Source organism: Vibrio sp. SSH13-20 (assembly GCF_040104475.1).
GTDB lineage: Bacteria > Pseudomonadota > Gammaproteobacteria > Enterobacterales > Vibrionaceae > Vibrio > Vibrio harveyi.
In genome coordinates this window covers 638,983-657,636 of the sequence record NZ_JBECOU010000002.1, presented here as the reverse complement: position 1 = coordinate 657,636, position 18,654 = coordinate 638,983, and the positions used below count along the sequence as shown (strand labels likewise).

Genomic DNA, 18,654 nt, shown 5'->3' with positions numbered 1-18,654 from the left:
ACTTCTTGGAAAAACAAACAACTTTTTGGTTAAAGCAGAGTTGCATAACGCCTAACATACTGATTTATAGTCGTTATATTTTGGTGCGATATTTGCCTAATGGAGTAAAACTCTTAAACATAGGCTGACGATGAGTAATCCACTTCCTCCAAAAACTTCGATGTTTTGGCACGACAACAGCTATACCCACGAAGAAGCTGTTCAGGCATTTGAAAGCGATGGCACGTTGAAATCTCTGAATACCGTTCCAACCACCGCATCCGATGATATGGCTGGCTCGCCTCCAGAGCGCAGTATGTTTTGGGAGGGAGAAACCAAAAAAATCGATCCGCCACCGCCGTCTGAACCAGAACCTCTCAATTTAAAAACCGAGAAAGAACCAACGGAGGCTTTACCGGCACACTTCATCCCTGTTCGCTACGCCATCGATCAGCTAGAGACAGAAGAAACACAACCTTTTGGTTTGCCTGACGAATGGAAAGGCCAAGGTCCAGCCAAACTCAATACCGTTGGCTATACCTTGCGTCAGCTTCGCGATGGTTGGTTGTATGTCTATGATGCAATCAACAAAAGCCTAGACGAATACGAAATCAAAGGAACGCAATTCACGCTCTACAAGCTGGGAGAGTCGGAAAGCCCAGAATCCGAACAGCGTGGTACCCCAGAAGGCGCAAAACCTTTTCTTACTTACGAAGATGGGAGCGTGCTGTCGATTTGTTACTCTGAACACCGCTGGACATGGAACATGTTCATGCGCGTCCTTAACAATCCGAGTAATCATATCGATCGCATGCAGACTGTTGTTCTGTCTGCAAACGAGAATCAGCACAACATTGCACCAATCGATAAGTTAACTCAAGTGGCTGATATTGAACCTTCTGCCGTTGATGATGGGCGTTTTGCAGATTCTGGCATCGCCACCAAAGCTAACGAAGATGGTTCTACCTTTAAACCTGTCGCAGCCGAGAGTGATTTGACCTCTGCGATTCCAGAAGAAGAGTCGGGCTACTTCGTCGCGATAAAAGATTACGCCGCAGACATTCAAGATATATCACTGCATTTTGTTGGTGCCGCAAGCCCATACCGCCTTTTCACTGACCAGTTTTCAAACCAGTGGAACTTAATGCAGACCGCTATGCAGCTGTGCATGTTCGGGGCAAGCGACAATATAGACATGCCCACAGGAGTAAAGCGCAAAAACCAAGAGCTTGAATTCTATATGGACATGGCGGATTACTATGACAACTCAGCAATGGTTGACCTTACCAGTGAATCTCAAGCAGCTATCATCAAAGGAATGCCATCTTCATTTTCCCAGCAAGCTATCGATGATTACCAAAAATCCACTTCAGAAATAGCAGAGGCCATACAGAAGAAATATGGCATTTCAGCAAACCGATTTGGTAAATACGAGCAATGGATAGCGACTGAGCGTTGGCGTAAGCAACTCAACTGGAAACAAATGCTGAGCGAAATGCAGGAGCTGTCAGAACAAAAAGAAACCATGCTTGCCGAAGTTGTTTCAGTAAAAAGCGACTTTATCGCTGTAATGGAGTCTTTGACACCGCATCATCTCGAAAGAACCTTCGACCTATACAGTGAAGATACACAATACAGCTTGTATCAACTCCATAAACAAGCCGTTGAGTCATTTACTTTGGTGGTGCAGGAAGAAGACCGCCAATGGGCTGAAAGCCAATGGGAGAAACCAACCAGTTTACTTGCTCTCTATGCCTCTGGGTTTAGCCGAAGCTTATTTAAAGTAATAGAGAAGAATATTATTGAGGCGCAGAATGAACAGTCGATCGCCTCGGAAAATTCTGATGCTGATAATCAGTTGATGGACCAGATCTCGGCTACAAGCAACCGTGTGAGCATGTACTCTAAGATCATGGATTTTGTTTCCAACCCAAACACTGCGGAAACGGACTTTCTCAAGGATATCGCCAAAGGTTTCCAAGAGCTGGACATTATCTTTAAATCTGCAATAGGTGCACTTGCAAAAGGAGTTTTAGAGTTTGGCGTTAGCATGACTTCACAAGCATCGATTTTACTGATGCCTGTTTTCGCTAAACCTCTGAACCGTCAGAGCTATTATTTGTTTGCTGTTATAGCAGAGCATATGGCACACAATATGCCAATTACTTTAAATGAAAGCTACGCTCACGATTTTAAAAAATGGAAAACACGCGTAAATAATTACCCAAGTGAGCTCAAGAAAAACGATGCGGTCATTGCTGACTTCCAGAAAAACAACCGCAAAGCCGACTCTAAATACACAACAGCTTTAAAAAATAAAAAGAGAATTAAGAAGGCACTTGCTGTGGCTACATTGGAGTACCCACAGCGTATTGAATTACCCGATGATCTACCGCAAAGAACCGTCGAGCTTAGAACTCGGATCGCTATGAATAAGCTCGATGATTTGAATAAACTGTTCGAGAATGCCGGTGGTCTAGGCTTTATGGCATTAGTATTTAACTGCATCGCGCTTGGTGATGCCATGAGCAGTATTCAAGACACAGGGTTAATGTCCTCAGATGAATTTTTAGATATTCAGCAAAAGCTTTTTTATACAGTAAACGCGTGGACGGGGATTCGTACAGGGAAGTTATGGGATAAGGTTAAAGGGAGTGACGAACTCAGAAAGCACTCACTGAAAACTCTTAAAAAGTTAGTAGCTCGAAATACAAAAGGCTTTGAAAACCTGATTATTGATGACTTAAAGGTATTCAATAAATGGCTAGCTGTAACCGGAGTTATTGGAGCTCTTGCTTCAGGGATAGAGGCCTATCGCTCATGGAAGAAAATTGACGGCTTGTACGGCAACGCGAGAGTTGTGGAATACTTCAACTTTGCATCTTTAGTTGGATTGACACTTATTGGTGGATTTCAAGCTATCGGCGGAATAACAGGCATATGGTCGGCAAACATTCTCTTTGGAGGACCAATAATGTTTGTCATTATGAGCCTTACTGCAGTTTACCTTCTTAGTAATCATATAATGAGTAAACTTAAACAAGATGATTATCAAAAATGGTTAGATAAACTTCCTTGGGGCTATCACCCAGATAAAGCCCAGTGGAGTCAATCCTCAAGCTTGGTAGAGAGAGAAAAGCATAATTCTTCTTTAGTGCAAGAGGCTCTTTTTGAGTTAAAAACCATAATGGATAAACCTTTGATCTGCCAAATACCATTGATGCGTACCGTTCCGAATTCAACAACACAGTATCCAGCAGCAAAACAAGAATTGTTTGGTATTGAGCTACATATCCAAGTTCCCACCAATACAGCAAGAGAAGGAATAAAACTTCGGACAAATACTTCTGTAACAGAGGGGGGACTGAGGTCGGGAGCTTGGTACACAGGAGTAGACCTAGAAACGTTGAATAGTTCAACGGATTCCTCAGATTCTCAAAGCGTCTATAAATTGACTCTACCAATGAAAGACTCAGCTAACTATCTAGCATTTGAGATTGAATACATCCTTGATGATAAAAACGAATTAAGCCGTAAGTACTGGTTCCAAAATAATGCAAAACAGCGTGCAACTTATACGGCGATTTCAGACAATACTAAACAAGCAACGATCAGAAGTTCATTAACTTCAGATGCTAATGAACTTAGCTTACAGGAGTAACCCTTGGCTTATTTACCTTTTTACATCACGCCAGACGAGCTTTCGGCTTATCAAGAAGAACAAGAGCAACAAATTCTAAGGGGGAAAGATCTCACAACCTGGCACAAGCACGATATTGAAGAGCCTTTTCGATACTTATACCTATCGATTGCTATAGCCGCTGTCAGTCCATTATTTTTCCTTACCTATTTCCTACATGATAACAGTGACATGATCTTAACTTATATTTTATCGGGTCTGACGATAATCATGTCTGGTGTATCTTATCTGACATTTGGTTTGGACAATCGTTATGATTACACCTTGTCCGATCGCGGATTGGTTATAAAAAAGCGACGTGATTTACCGAATTGGGTCAACTCTGCGACTCAAGCCATGGGTTGGATTGGAGCAATATTTTGTGTCGTGATGGTTGGGGTTGCTGGCCCCATGGTTCTTGCCGGAGCTGGTGGGTTTATATTGGTTTCATTTGGTATGCTTAAACGACAGCCTGATGAAGCAACAGAAGTGAGAGTAGGCGAACGAGAAGATTGGCTTTTTGCGGACTACAACAAGAAAAGGAAAGTGATTCAGTTCTATTTTAAGCAGGACATATGCAGATATCGAGATACTGCTCATAAGACTATCTTTCGCTCACAGGATAGATCAGATTGTTATGTTTTCTTTAAAACTGAAGCGGATTTAGAATCCATGGTCGCGCAACTGTCAAAGGTCTACAAACTGGATTGTACAGAGGTAGATGACCACAAAAAACTGTTTGAATCGAAGCCAGAATCAAGACTGTTTAGTATTCCAGTTTGTAGTAGAGAATATCAAACCGATGAGGTATTTGATTTAAGGGCGTCAAATGCCCCGCTTCCAGAGCGAGAGTACCTATACAACGGTAAGTGGCAAACGGAATCTGAAATCGAACAATCAAAACCTGAACTAACAACAGCCAAGGAGTAACCTTTGGCTTATTTACCTTTCTATATTACCCCAGAAGAATTTTCAGCATACCAAGAAGAGCAGGAGCAAAAAATTCTTAATGGGAATAATCTGACAGTCTGGCACAAGTACGATATTGAAGAACCTTTTCGATACTTATACTTATCGATTGCTATAGCCGCAGTCAGCCCATTATTTGTTCTTACCTATTTCCTACATGATAGTAGCGAAATGATCTTAACTTACATTTTGTCGGGTCTAACGATAATTATGTCTGGTGTGTCTTATCTGACATTTGGTTTGGACAATCGTTATGATTACACCTTGTCCGATCGCGGGTTGGTTATAAAAAAACGACGTAATTTACCGAATTGGGTAAACTCTGCAACTCAAGTCATGGGCTGGATTGGCGCAATAGTTTGTGTTTCGATGGTTGGGGCTGCTGGACCGGTGACACTTGTCGGAGCCGGTGGCTTTATATTGGTTTCATTTCGCATGCTTAAACGCCAACCCGATGAACCAACAGAAGTGAGAGTTGCAGAGCGTGAAGATTGGTTGTTTGCCGACTATAACAAAAAGCGCAAAGTGATCCAGTTCTACTTTAAGCAGGATAAGTGTGAATATATCGATATGGAACACAACACCATTGTCCGTTCACATAGTAGATCTGATTGCTACGTATTTTTCAAAACAGAAACGGACTTAGAATCGATGGTAAATCAGTTAGCTACGGAATATAAGCTGGATTGTACAGAAGTAGATGACCACAAAAAGCTGTTTGAATCGAAGCCAGAAGCTAGACTGTTTAACATTCCTGTTTGTAATAGAGAATATAAAACCGATGAGGTACTTGATTTAAGGGCGTCAAATGCCCCGCTTCCTGAGCGTGAATACCTTTACAACGGTAAGTGGCAAACGGAATCTGAGATTGAAAAATCTAAATCTGAACTAACAACAGCCAAGGAGTAACCCTTGGCTTATTTACCTTTCTATATTACCCCAGAAGAATTTTCAGCATACCAAGAAGAGCAGGAGCAAAAAATTCTTAATGGGAATAATCTGACAGTCTGGCACAAGTACGATATTGAAGAACCTTTTCGATACTTATACTTATCGATTGCTATAGCCGCAGTCAGCCCATTATTTGTTCTTACCTATTTCCTACATGATAGTAGCGAAATGATCTTAACTTACATTTTGTCGGGTCTAACGATAATTATGTCTGGTGTGTCTTATCTGACATTTGGTTTGGACAATCGTTATGATTACACCTTGTCCGATCGCGGGTTGGTTATAAAAAAACGACGTAATTTACCGAATTGGGTAAACTCTGCAACTCAAGTCATGGGCTGGATTGGCGCAATAGTTTGTGTTTTGATGGTTGGGGCTGCTGGACCGGTGACACTTGTCGGAGCCGGTGGCTTTATATTGGTTTCATTTCGCATGCTTAAACGCCAACCGGATGAACCAACAGACATTAAAATCGGAGAGCGTGAAGATTGGCTATTTGCTTATTACAACAAACAACGCAAGGTTATTACTCTCTATCATAAGTATGACGATTGCGATTACAGAGATGTAGCGAAAACGACCGTTAATCGATGCCATAATCGCGGTAGGAGTTTTCTATTTTTTAAGTCAACCAATGACTTAAAGAGAGTACTGGAAAAGCTCTCTGAAGAGTATCAACTTAAATGTACCGAATTCGAGGATATCAAAGCCTTGTTCAATGCTTATTCACCTGACGAATTGCTCTCGGAACCAGCAAGAAGCCTAGAGTTCCCTTTGGATGATACGTTTGAACTTAGAGCTCAAAACGCTCCTATCCCTGAATGGGAATACCTTTACAACGGCAAGTGGCGAACCGAATCTGAGATTGAAAAATCTAAATCTGAACTAACAACAGCCAAGGAGTAACCCTTGGCTTATTTACCATTTTATATCACCCCAGAAGAGTTGGCGGTTTATCAAGAGGCTCAAGAGCATGAGATTTCTTCTGGTCAAGGCTTTAAAAACTGGCAAACAAAAAATGTCGAAGAAGCTTCTAGATACATTTATTTGAAGATGACTTCGATTCCTGCAGCTATCTTCATTATTCTCTTTTTCGTACTTGCTGATTTAAACAATTTATCATCCGCACTAACTCTAGCTAGCGGGTTTTGTTTATCCACGTCAGTTATATATTTTCTTTTGAGGCTCAACTTTGTCAAAAGGTATACTTATACCTTATCTGATAAAGGCTTTGTCATTAAGTCACAAAGCACTGTACCGCGTTGGATGAACAATGCTACACAAGCTGTCGGTTGGATTGGTGCTATCGTATGTATATTAATGATAGTACTTGTTGGCCCAATGGCGCTAGCAGGCGCAGGTGCCTTTATATTGGTTTCCTTTAAAATGCTTAAACGCCAACCAGATGAAGTAGCCGAAATTAAAGTTGGCGAACGAGAAGATTGGCTTTTTGCGGACTACAACAAGAAAAGGAAAGTTATCCAATTCTATTTTAAGCAGGACATATGCAGATATCGAGATACTGCTCATAAGACTATCTTTCGCTCACAAGATAGATCAGATTGTTATGTTTTCTTTAAAACTGAAGCGGATTTAGAGTCCATGGTCGCGCAACTGTCAAAGGTCTACAAACTGAATTGTACCGAGGTCGATGATCATAAAAAGTTGTTTGAAGCAAAGCCAGAATCAAGGCTCTTTAGTATTCCGGTTTGTAGTAAAGAATATCAAACCGATGAGGTATTTGATTTAAGGGCGTCAAATGCCCCGCTTCCTGAGCGTGAATACCTTTACAACGGCAAGTGGCAAACGGAATCTGAAATCGAACAATCAAAACCTGAACTAACGACAGCCAAGGAGTAACCCTTGGCATATTCACCATTTTATATCACCCCAGAAGAGTTGGCAGTTTATCAAAAGGCGCAAGAGCAAGAAATTCTCACAGGGGACAATATAACAACGTGGCGTAAGTACGATATTGAAGAACCAAATCGATACCTTTATTTGTTCATTTCGATTGTGGCAATGTTGCCGATAATTGTATTTTTCTACTTCCTTGGCTTTTGGTCTAGAGGGTGGGTTAATGATGCCATATCGGTACTTGTCACATTTTTTGTGTACTCGCTAAGCTACTACATGTATGGACGAGACTATCGCTATGACTACATTTTTTCAGATAAAGGCTTTGTGATGAAAAAGCGTCGCAATATGCCTAAATGGATAAATACCGCTACGCAAGCTGTTGGCTGGATAGGCGCAGTGGTATGTGTGGTAATGGTAGCGGTGGTAGGTCCGATGGCATTAGCGGGAGCTGGTGCTCTTATTTTATTCTCATTCGGTATGTTAAAACGCCAGCCTGATGACCCAACAGAAGTGAGAGTTGGAGAGCGAGAAGATTGGCTCTTTGCTGATTACAATAAGAAAAGAAAAGTACTCCAATTCTATTTTAAGTATGATAGGTGCGAATACCAAGATACTGCTCATAAGACTATCTTTCGCTCACAAGATCGATTCGATTGTTACGTTTTCTTTAAAACTGAAGCAGATTTAGAATCCATGGTCGCGCAACTGTCAAAGGTCTACAAACTGAATTGTACAGAGGTCGAGGACCACAAAAAGCTGTTTGAAGCAAAGCCAGAATCAAGACTGTTTAGTATTCCTGTTTGTAGTCGAGAATATAAAACCGATGAGGTGTTTGATTTAAGGGCTTCGAAAGCCCCACTCCCAGAGTGTAAGTATCTTTACAACGGTAAGTGGCAAACTGAATCTGAGATTGAAAAATCTGAATCTGAACTAACAACAGCCAAGGAGTAACCTTTGGCTTATTTACCTTTTTACATCACGCCAGACGAGTTTTCGGCTTATCAAGAAGAACAAGAGCAACAAATTCTAAAAGGGAAAGAGCTCACAACCTGGCACAAGCACGATATTGAAGAGCCTTTTCGATACTTATACTTATCAATTGCTATAGCCGCAGTCAGCCCATTATTTTTCCTTACCTATTTCCTACATGATAGTAGTGAAATGATCTTAACTTACATTTTATCGGGGCTGACGATAATCATGTCTGGTGTATCTTATCTGACATTTGGTTTGGACAATCGTTATGATTACACCTTGTCCGATCGCGGGTTAGTTATAAAAAAACGACGTAATTTACCGAATTGGGTAAACTCTGCAACTCAAGTCATGGGCTGGATTGGAGCTATTGTATGTATATTGATGGTTGCGTTTGCCGGACCTGTGGTTCTTGTCGGAGCCGGGGGGTTTATACTGGTTTCGTTTCGAATGCTAAAGCGACAACCAAATGAGGAGACTGAAGTACTTGTGGCTCTCCGTGAAAATTGGCTTTGTTGTGAATACTGCAAAAATAGAAAAGTAATCGAACTATATCATAAACACGATGACTGCTCGTACCAAGACACTGCTAAAACAACGGTAACAAGATACCACTCTATTGGAAGTTCCTATCTATTCGTCTCTTCACCAAAGCAATTAGAGGAAACCTTAAACATGCTTAATCAAGAGTTTGAACTGGATTGTAAAGAAGTCCAAAAAGCGAAAGACTTATTCGATTTCTCGAAACTTCCAGAAATATACAAAACAACGCCATTCCGCGGGACACATTACCCGTTAGAAGCAGTGGGAACGTTACGAACATCAAACGCTCCATTACCTGATTTAGAATATATATCTTCAATTTTAGCCAAGGAGTAACCCTTGGCATATTCACCATTTTATATCACCCCAGAAGAATTGGCGGTTTATCAAGAAGCGCAAGAGCAAGAAATTCTTAATGGGATGAATCTGACAGTCTGGCACAAGCACGATATTGAGGAACCTTTTCGATACTTATACTTATCGATTGCTATAGCCGCAGTTAGCCCATTATTTTTCCTTACCTATTTCCTACATGATAGTAGTGAAATGATCTTAACTTACATTTTATCGGGGCTGACGATAATCATGTCTGGAGTGTCTTATCTGACATTTGGTTTGGACAATCGGTATGATTACACCTTCTCCGATCGCGGGTTAGTTATAAAAAAACGACGTAATTTACCGAATTGGGTAAACTCCGCGGCTCAAGTCATGGGCTGGATTGGAGCAATAGTTTGTGTCTTGATGGTTGGAGTTGCTGTACCGATGGTTCTTGTCGGAGCCGGTGGCTTTATATTGGTTTCCTTTAAAATGCTTAAACGCCAACCAGATGAAGTAGCCGAAATTAAAGTTGGCGAACGTGAAGATTGGCTGTTCGCCTACTACAACAAAAAGCGTAAAGTGATTCGCTTCTACCACAAGTATGACGAGTGTTCTAAATGGAATCTAGAGAAGCACACCGTCTTCAGAGCTCAAACTCGTGGTTATAGCTACTTATTCTTTAAGACTGTTCAAGACCTAGACGCAATTCTAGAAACCCTTTCATACAAGTACGGCATTGAATGTATTGATTTTCCAGACCATAAAGCGTTTTTTGAAGGAAGACCTGAACCTCGAATTGAAGATATCCCTTCTCGTAGTCTTGAATTTCCGGTAGCCGATACCTTTGACCTTAGGGCTCAAAATGCCCCGCTTCCTGAATGGCGACGTATATACAACGGCAAGTGGCGAACCGAATCTGAGATTGAAAAATCTAAATCTGAACTAACAACAGCCAAGGAGTAACCCTTGGCTTATTTACCATTTTATATCACCCCAGAAGAGTTGGCGGTTTATCAAGAGGCTCAAGAGCATGAGATTTCTTCTGGTCAAGGCTTTAAAAACTGGCAAACAAAAAATGTCGAAGAAGCTTCTAGATACATTTATTTGAAGATGACTTCGATTCCTGCAGCTATCTTCATTATTCTCTTTTTCGTACTTGCTGATTTAAACAATTTATCATCCGCACTAACTCTAGCTAGCGGGTTTTGTTTATCCACGTCAGTTATATATTTTCTTTTGAGGCTCAACTTTGTCAAAAGGTATACTTATACCTTATCTGATAAAGGCTTTGTCATTAAGTCACAAAGCACTGTACCGCGTTGGATGAACAATGCTACACAAGCTGTCGGTTGGATTGGTGCTATCGTATGTATATTAATGGTACTACTTGTTGGCCCAATGGCGCTAGCAGGCGCAGGTGCCTTTATATTGGTTTCCTTTAAAATGCTTAAACGCCAACCAGATGAAGTAGCCGAAATTAAAGTTGGCGAACGAGAAGATAGGCTTTTTGCGGACTACAACAAGAAAAGGAAAGTGATTCAGTTCTATTTTAAGCAGGACATATGCAGATATCGAGATACTGCTCATAAGACTATCTTTCGCTCACAGGATAGATCAGATTGTTATGTTTTCTTTAAAACTGAAGCGGATTTAGAATCCATGGTCGCGCAACTGTCAAAGGTCTACAAACTGGATTGTACAGAGGTAGATGACCACAAAAAACTGTTTGAATCGAAGCCAGAATCAAGACTGTTTAGTATTCCAGTTTGTAGTAGAGAATATCAAACCGATGAGGTATTTGATTTAAGGGCGTCAAATGCCCCGCTTCCTGAGCGTGAATACCTATACAACGGTAAGTGGCAAACGGAATCTGAAATCGAACGCTTAAAAGCGGAAGGTGAACAGCGAGCCACTCCCACTTCATAGTTCAGCATTAAAAAGGGCTCCAGAGATAACTCTGGAGCCCTTTTGTTTTATCTGAATTGACTTGGATAACTAAATTATTTCGCTACGTTACCTGCAACGTTTAGTGCATCCCATGTACGTGCGAATGGTGGTGCGTAGCAGAAGTCCATATAGCCTAGTTGCTGTGTGGTCATCTTCGCAGTGATGGCAACAGCGAGTGCATTGATTCGGCCTACAGCGCCCTTCTTGCCAACGATTTCACCGCCAAGCAATACATTGGTTTCTGGGTGGTAAACCAGCTTCACTTTAATGTCTTCTTGACCTGGGTAGTAGTCGGTTTGGTTCTTATCTGAAATGGTTGAAACCTTCACTTCCAAACCGTGTTCTTTAGCTAGAAGTTCCGATACGCCTGTGCATGCCAGTTCGTAGTCCAGCACTTTCAAGCAAGATGAACCCAAGAAGCCACTCATGTAAGTGTCTTTCCCAGCAAGTTTGTCAGCCATCATGCGCGCTTGCTTGTTCGCTGTGGTTGCCAGTGGAACATACACTGATTTACCTAGCGCCATATGGTGAACCACTGCACAGTCGCCTACAGCGTAAATGTGTGCATCTTCTGTTGCGCCAAACTCATCCACTAGCAATGCGCCGTTCGTTGCTTTTGGTAACTCGAATGCTTCTGTGTTTGGTTTAAAACCAAGTGACATGATCACAACGTCTGCTTCAACATTGCCGTTGTCGGTTTCTACGATGTAACCGCCCTGCTCTGCGTCGCGAATGGCTGATACGCTGCAACCAGTTTTAAGCTCAGCGCCAGATTCACGAATCGCGCCTTCTACCACTTCAATCATTTCTGGGCTGAACTGACGACTCATCACGTGTTGTTCACGCTCAATGATGGTGACGTGCTTACCTAGTAGGTGTGCAGCATCGAACACTTCAAGACCGATAAAACCACCGCCAATCACACAAATGCGTTGTTTGTTGCTGTCCTTAAGCGCTTCTTTTACTGCCAAACCATCTTCCATGCTGGTTAGCGTGTATACGTGCTCTGGGTTGAACTCGCCAAACGATGGCACGATTGGACGCGCGCCCGTGGCAATCACCAACATATCGTAATCGATGATGTTTTCTTCACCTTGGTGACGAACTTTAATCTGCTTTTTTGTGCGGTCTAGTGCCACCATTTCAGTTTCAATGCGCACGTCTAAACCAGATTTAATCGCTTGTTCTGGCGTACGAGAAATCATGCGCTCAGTGTCATCAAACATGCCACCAGCAAAATAAGGTAAACCACACGCACCAAACGAGATGTAATCGCGCTTATCCAGCACAATCACTTCATCTGATGGCTGATTACGTTTGTATTTCGCTGCGAAACTCATACCTGCAGCGCTACCGCCTACGACAACAACTTTCATATTTATTACCTAAATAACCTGAACTCAGGAAAAACGGAGAGCACCCGCGTTGGGTGCTCTTTATTAAGTTTGGAAATTACACTGCTGCTTCTTTTGACACTGTTGCAGCCACATCTGCGTTGTATTGCTCAGTGTTTAGTGAGCCATTCTTCTTCGCGGTTAGCACGCCTGACAACATTGAGCCAGAGATGTTAAGCGCGGTACGAGCCATATCGATAAGCGCTTCGATAGAAACCAGAATCGCCACAACCGTAATGTCTAGACCCATGATGGTTAGTACCGCTACTGCTGCGAACGTTGCACCGCCACCAACACCTGCGATACCGAATGAAGCAATCGCGATTACAGCAATCAGTTGTAGGATGAAGCCTAGGTCAACTGGCATGCCCATTACTTGAGCCGCCATGATAGCTAGCATTGCTGGGTAGATACCCGCACAACCGTTCTGACCGATACTGGTACCGAATGTTGCTGACATGTTTGCTGTTTCTTCGTCCACACCTAGACGTTGAGTTTGAGTTTCAACGTTTAGTGGGATTGCCGCCATGCTTGAGCGAGAACCGAAGCCAAATACGAGCACTGGCCAGATTTTCTTCATGAACTTAGCAGGAGACAGACCGAACAAAGACACCATCACGAAGTGGATAGCGAACATTACACCGATTGCCACGTAGCTTGCTAGTAGGAATCGACCCATTTCTGCTAGTGCGAACAAATCGTTTGTCATCATGAACGTAGTCATCAGAGCAAATACACCGTAAGGCGTCAGCTTCAGAATTTCACGTACCATTGAAAGCACTACTTCTTTTGCTGAGTTGATGAAATCAACAAAGTTTTGCACTTTCTCTGGCTTACGGTTTTTCACTTGCAGGATACAGTAGCCAAGGAACATACCGAACAGGACGGTCGATAGCGTCGAAGTACGTTGAGAGCCCGTTAGCATGTCAAAGATGTTCGTTGGGATGATAGACAGAGCCATACCTGACAGGCCGCTGCTCGCCATCGCATCTTGCGTTGCAATCAGAGAGTCGCCACGCGCTTCAATAGCGCTGTTAGTGCCGATAGTGCTCACTAGTGCGTTTGCATCGATACCGAACAGGTAAATACTTGCGATGCCCACTGCAGCAGAAATAGCACAAGTGAAAAGTAGAATACCGATGATTTTTGGTGCGATACGCGATAGTGCACCGCCGCCTTCTACGTTCATGATCGAAGAGATCATCGCCACAAATACTAGTGGGATTACGATCATTTGTAGAAGCTTGATGTAGCCTTTACCGAACACAGAAATCAGTTCAGCAAAACCTGCCGTTGCAACGTTGCCTACGCCGAATACGAGCTGAATTGCACCGCCGAATAACAGGCCAGCAGCAAGCGCACTCAGTACGCGGAAGTTAAAGCTTTTCTTTTGTTTTTTGAAGTTCGCAAGTAATGCGTAGAACCCAAAGAACAAGATGCTCAATCCAATAAATGAAACGCTCATGAGAATCTCCTATTGATACCCATTTATGTCCGAAAATCGGTTACTTTTTGTATGCAATGGCTTCAACTTCAACCAATGCGTCTTTTGGTAGTCTTGCTGCTTCAACGCAAGAGCGAGCGGGTGCGTTTTCTGTACCAAATACCTCTGTGTACACTTCGTTAAAGGCGGCGAAGTTTTCCATGTCTGATAGGAAGCATGTCGTCTTCAATACTGTGTCTAGACCCGCACCGCTTGCTTCTAGAACTGCTTTTAAGTTTTCTAGTGACTGACGAGCTTGTTCTTTGATGCCGCCTTCAACAAATTGCATGGTTTCTGGAACCAGTGGCAACTGACCTGATGTGTAAACCATGTCGCCGTAAGCTGTGCCTTGAGAGTAAGGACCGATAGCTGCTGGTGCTTGTTCAGTGGCAATAATTTTTTTCACGATACAACTCCTAAGTGATTAATTTTATTATGATTTAAATTCTCGGATAAACTTGTAAACCGCCTGGCGGCTAATCCCAAGTTGCTCTGATACTTGTGTCGTCGTCTCTTTTAGCTCAAATACACCGTTATCAAACAAACAACGAATAATGGCTTTGTTACGACCTTTAGCTGAAACCGTCTCATCTTGGTCAACCTCTTGCGTGGCAGCACTTAACGCTTGCTTGATGACATCATTGGCGTTGTTACTGAAGGTCTCACTGACCAAGGTTTGTGATACGTGACACTGTGGCATCAGCGTCTTGACGATCTCAGGGAATGGGAAAGATAAATTCATGTTGATACATAGCATGCCAATCGGCTTTTGCTCTGGACCAGCCAAAATGCACGTGGTCGATTTCAGTAGCGAACCATCGGCGGCATTGGTGAAATAACTCTTCGGAGAGACCTCGCCCGTTTTCTCGAAGGTGCTCCACATACGTAAGCCCAAATCAGTGATTGGCGAGCCAATTTCACGCCCAGTATGATGACCATTTACAATCTTCACGACTGAATTTTCTAAGCTTTCAAATGAATGAATAACGACTTCGCAATACGGTCCGATCAAGTCGGCGATTGTATCTGCCAAGCGAAAATAGTTGCTTAAACATGCTCTGTCTTCGTCGGTGAATCTAACTTGCTTTACGCTCATCATTTCGGTTTACATTTTTGAACTCAATGACTGAAAACTACTCCTTTCGGGTAAGTTCAGCAATACAGAGTAAACTTCTGTAAACTGCAAATTCACGCTCAAAACACCAGCAAAAATCGAATAAATGATCAAAATCACGCACAATAGTTGAACAAGATCACCAAAAACATATGAATTCGGTTTAATTTCTTAAACCTTGTCAAAGTTTAAATATTTAAAATCAAAGATTGCATTTTTGAACACTTTAATGATCTAGAACAAGTTCTAAAATTCAGTAAAAACCACATACGGTAAACTCTCATTCTACATGCAAGTTGATTTATAAAATCAACTTCAATCAAAACGCTAAAACCACGACACAAGATGAATAAAATTTCATCTCACATACCCAATTTGTATATCTAAGTCACCTTGAGATATGTGGGCGTACAATCGACTTGTTTCCATTCCATACCTATAAGACGAATCTGAATTTAAAAAGACGCAGATACAGAAGAAAAAATTGGACAGGTTATTTAGGACATAAAAAAACCGAGCGCTCGATGCGCTCGGTTCGATAAAACTATAGGGTAGTAAAAACAAACTAGGAAAGCTTGAATTTACTGAGTTCTCCGTGAAGATCGCCAGCTTTGACCGTCAACTCGTTACTGATTTCAACCGATGATGTCATGGTGTCCATCACCTCTACCGCCGTATCGTTGATGATCACAACATTGCGGTTGATCTCTTCTGAAACGGAGCTTTGCTCTTCAGCTGCAGAAGCAATCTGATTGTTCATGTCATTGATGACTTCAATCGCTTGGTTGATTTCAGACAGAGCCAAATGCGCTGCTTGAGTCTCGCCCTTGGTATCAATGGCTTGTTTCTGACTTTGCTCCATCAACACGACAATAGATTGTGTCTCTTGTTCTAAGCGAGCCAACATAGCGCGGATTTCTTCTGTTGAACCTTGAGTACGATTTGCTAGATTTCGAACTTCATCCGCTACTACTGCAAAACCTCGACCCGCTTCACCTGCACGTGCCGCCTCAATCGCTGCATTCAGTGCCAACAGGTTGGTTTGTTCAGCAATGCCACCAATCTCACTCAAAATACCCTGAATCGCGGTACTAGAATCGACCAAGTTTTGCGTTTGCTGCTGTGCATCGTTGACTTGCATCGCTAAGTTATCGACCGCACTCGCCGCATTGTCCATGCGTGTCATGCCATTTAGGCTGTTGCTTTGCACTTGGCTTGCTGCAGCAGCCGCTTGAACCGCAGAGTTTGCAACTTCTTGCGCGGTTGCACTCATCTCATTGATTGCAGTTGCCAGTGAATTCACTTCATTCACCTGCGCGTTGAGTTGATCACGAGATGCCGCTGCTCGCGTTTGACCTTCTGTGGCGTTCTTATCTACCTGATCTGCCGTGCTCATTACCGTCAACAACATTTCTTGCATACGGGATAAGAAAGTATTGAACCAGTGGGCAAGCTGCGCTGTTTCATCTTTGCCTTTCACTTCAATGCGGTAGGTCAGATCGCCTTCGCCTTGTGCCGCATCTTTAAAGCGCTCGACTAAGTTATTGAGCACTTTACCTAAAGAGCTGGCAATAAACGCCATAGCAGCAATACCTAAAAGAGCAGCGATGATCCCCGCCCACACACCTTTTTCAAGCGCTTTTGTATTCTGCTCATCACTCCATTGTTGGTAGGTGTCGACGCTTTTTGTAAGATAGTTGCTGGGAACTGACACCATGACTACCCACGGAGCATCACTCGTTTCAATTGACGTAATCGCATATTCGTCACCACCAAAAGTAACGAGACCAGCGCCTTTTTCTTTCGCGATCGACTGAATGTTTGCCCACTGTGCTGCAAGCTCAGAAGACACCTTCTTGCCTACCATTTCTGCATCACGACTGTTTGCCAATGTAATGCCTTTCCATGATGTGATAAGGATTTTTCCTTGTCCTTCAAACAGGTCTCGTGCAAACAACTCACTCTGACTTTGCAGCTCGTGTAGCGAGAGATCAAAACCGAGTGAGCCAATGATTTTACCATCCTGCTTAATTGGCTGACTGATGGTAGTGATCAACTCTTGTTTACCACGAACTGGATAAAAGTACGGCTCCATTACGAAAGTTTTGCCTGTTTCGTAAGGCATTAAGTGCCAATCGTCTTTACGCTCACCGTTGTTGTTTAACTCCGTATTACTAAAGCTCTCCATTGCGACAGCGTCAAAGCTATTCTTATCGTTTGGAGAGAAGAAAGGTGCGAGGTAGCCTTGGCTGTTAAAGCCGATTTCAGGACTAAAAGTCGTTTGCTGTGACCATGTTTTGTCTTGCCAAACCATATAACCAGCAAATACGGCTTTGTTTTGTGCTTCTAATGCGGCAGTAAACTGTTTAACAATAAGATCTGCGCTCGCATCTGTCTCTGCACTTAGCTCAATAATCGAACGTACTTGTTTAAGGTTTGCCAACACAGGATCGAGTTGGTTGGCTACATTCAAACCTTGCTGAATTGCGGTATTTTGCAAGTCGGTGTTGGTCGCATCTGTTAACTGCGTTTTGACCTTCTCGTTCACTTGTTTGTTTACATCGGTAAATGCGTTTGTGGTCATTCCCATGGCAATAAGCAAAGTGAAAGCCATCGCTCCACCAGCGCTGACCGCAATTCGCGTTCGTATACTGTTAAACATAGAAACCTCTGTAACTAAAAATAAGTTGGCGTTAGTTTTTGAAATATCGTGGATTTTAAACAACAGAAGTGAACAGGAGGCGCCAAGATATGAATAGAAAAAGAACAGAAAGATCAATTTTATTAACAGAATTAACTGGCGAGGGGATTTTATATTTAAAGGTAATGAGCTGCACAATAAATAAAGTGATTAAGTTGATAGTATAACTCTTTGTATTTACGGAACTTAAACCTTACAAAAAAGATGGCTTTTATATGAAAGTAATCAAATATTAAAGTAGAGGTATGCTTACGAGTCGATTAATCATTTCGTGATTTAGATCACATTTAATTTTCCTCATCTTTTTGTTTTCACTGCAATTATTATCTGGATAACCAAGCCATTATTCGCTCGATTGTTGGAACACCCAGTGCATACTCAGCAAGTAATTGCTCACCATACCCGCCAAAATTCCCATCACTAAAGCATTGTAAACTGTTGTCCCTTGTGTACCCAATAAGAGTGTAGTGACTTTGAAAACGGCAAAGTTTGGTAATGCGCTGATGCTTGCGCTAAGCATAAACTTTTGCCATTGGTTAAATGCTCTATCCTTTGTTGATTGCGAAAACGTCAAACATCGATTGCCCAACCATGTTGTGGTCGCAGCAACGCAAAATGCCAGCCCTCGAGCCATCATTAATTCGACCCCAGCCCATTGAAATAAAACCATAAAAATGAGGGTATCGACGATGAAGCCGACACCACCCACCATAGCAAATGTCAATAATCTACTCATCA

15 protein-coding genes are annotated in these 18,654 nt (G+C 42.4%); 9 read left to right on the top strand and 6 right to left on the bottom strand.

The features are described from left to right. Positions 1 to 130 precede the first annotated feature (130 nt). From ABMY42_RS08230 to ABMY42_RS08190, 9 genes are read left to right on the top strand one after another with little or no spacing between them, the layout of a single operon-like run. On the top strand, positions 131 to 3,640 hold the full coding sequence (locus ABMY42_RS08230) for a T6SS effector BTH_I2691 family protein (protein WP_349266192.1): 3,510 nt from the start codon (positions 131 to 133) through the stop codon (positions 3,638 to 3,640). A gap of 3 nt (positions 3,641 to 3,643) precedes the next feature. Then, positions 3,644 to 4,588 carry a hypothetical protein gene (locus ABMY42_RS08225; protein WP_017189421.1) on the top strand — a complete coding sequence of 315 codons (945 nt, stop codon included), beginning with the start codon at positions 3,644 to 3,646 and terminating at the stop codon, positions 4,586 to 4,588. A 3-nt stretch (positions 4,589 to 4,591) separates the two neighbouring features. Next, the gene (locus tag ABMY42_RS08220) at positions 4,592 to 5,536 is read left to right on the top strand and encodes a hypothetical protein (RefSeq protein ID WP_349266191.1); all 945 of its coding nucleotides are present in this window, start codon (positions 4,592 to 4,594) and stop codon (positions 5,534 to 5,536) included. A gap of 3 nt (positions 5,537 to 5,539) precedes the next feature. Then, positions 5,540 to 6,484 (top strand): hypothetical protein, encoded by a 945-nt coding sequence (locus ABMY42_RS08215; protein WP_349266190.1) that lies wholly within the window; start codon positions 5,540 to 5,542, stop codon positions 6,482 to 6,484. A 3-nt stretch (positions 6,485 to 6,487) separates the two neighbouring features. Then, positions 6,488 to 7,438 (top strand): hypothetical protein, encoded by a 951-nt coding sequence (locus tag ABMY42_RS08210; RefSeq protein ID WP_349266189.1) that lies wholly within the window; start codon positions 6,488 to 6,490, stop codon positions 7,436 to 7,438. Positions 7,439 to 7,441: 3 nt separating this feature from the next. Next, positions 7,442 to 8,389, top strand: coding sequence for a hypothetical protein (locus tag ABMY42_RS08205; RefSeq protein WP_349266188.1), 948 nt, complete (start codon positions 7,442 to 7,444; stop codon positions 8,387 to 8,389). Between the two features lie 3 nt (positions 8,390 to 8,392). Then, the gene (locus ABMY42_RS08200; RefSeq protein ID WP_349266187.1) at positions 8,393 to 9,292 is read left to right on the top strand and encodes a hypothetical protein; all 900 of its coding nucleotides are present in this window, start codon (positions 8,393 to 8,395) and stop codon (positions 9,290 to 9,292) included. A 3-nt stretch (positions 9,293 to 9,295) separates the two neighbouring features. Next, positions 9,296 to 10,240, top strand: a complete 945-nt coding sequence (locus ABMY42_RS08195) for a hypothetical protein (protein WP_349266186.1) — start codon at positions 9,296 to 9,298, stop codon at positions 10,238 to 10,240. 3 nt (positions 10,241 to 10,243) lie between these two features. Next, the gene (locus ABMY42_RS08190) at positions 10,244 to 11,203 is read left to right on the top strand and encodes a hypothetical protein (RefSeq protein ID WP_349266185.1); all 960 of its coding nucleotides are present in this window, start codon (positions 10,244 to 10,246) and stop codon (positions 11,201 to 11,203) included. A 74-nt stretch (positions 11,204 to 11,277) separates the two neighbouring features. Here ABMY42_RS08190 and ABMY42_RS08185 read toward each other — a convergent pair whose 3' ends face one another. The 6 genes from ABMY42_RS08185 to ABMY42_RS08160 all read right to left on the bottom strand — a co-directional run bounded on the left by ABMY42_RS08185 (position 11,278) and on the right by ABMY42_RS08160 (position 18,652). Next, positions 11,278 to 12,600, bottom strand: coding sequence for a CoA-disulfide reductase (locus ABMY42_RS08185; RefSeq protein WP_349266184.1), 1,323 nt, complete (start codon positions 12,598 to 12,600; stop codon positions 11,278 to 11,280). Positions 12,601 to 12,676: 76 nt separating this feature from the next. After that, positions 12,677 to 14,083 carry a cation:dicarboxylase symporter family transporter gene (locus ABMY42_RS08180; RefSeq protein ID WP_005444993.1) on the bottom strand — a complete coding sequence of 469 codons (1,407 nt, stop codon included), beginning with the start codon at positions 14,081 to 14,083 and terminating at the stop codon, positions 12,677 to 12,679. 40 nt (positions 14,084 to 14,123) lie between these two features. Continuing rightward, positions 14,124 to 14,507, bottom strand: a complete 384-nt coding sequence (locus ABMY42_RS08175) for a RidA family protein (protein ID WP_005444990.1) — start codon at positions 14,505 to 14,507, stop codon at positions 14,124 to 14,126. Between the two features lie 27 nt (positions 14,508 to 14,534). Then, positions 14,535 to 15,200 (bottom strand): PAS domain-containing protein, encoded by a 666-nt coding sequence (locus ABMY42_RS08170; protein ID WP_050907271.1) that lies wholly within the window; start codon positions 15,198 to 15,200, stop codon positions 14,535 to 14,537. Between the two features lie 580 nt (positions 15,201 to 15,780). Continuing rightward, on the bottom strand, positions 15,781 to 17,877 hold the full coding sequence (locus tag ABMY42_RS08165) for a methyl-accepting chemotaxis protein (protein WP_005444986.1): 2,097 nt from the start codon (positions 17,875 to 17,877) through the stop codon (positions 15,781 to 15,783). Between the two features lie 382 nt (positions 17,878 to 18,259). Continuing rightward, positions 18,260 to 18,652: a GtrA family protein gene (locus ABMY42_RS08160; protein WP_349266183.1), complete on the bottom strand. Its 393-nt coding sequence runs from the start codon at positions 18,650 to 18,652 to the stop codon at positions 18,260 to 18,262. Positions 18,653 to 18,654: the final 2 nt, after the last annotated feature.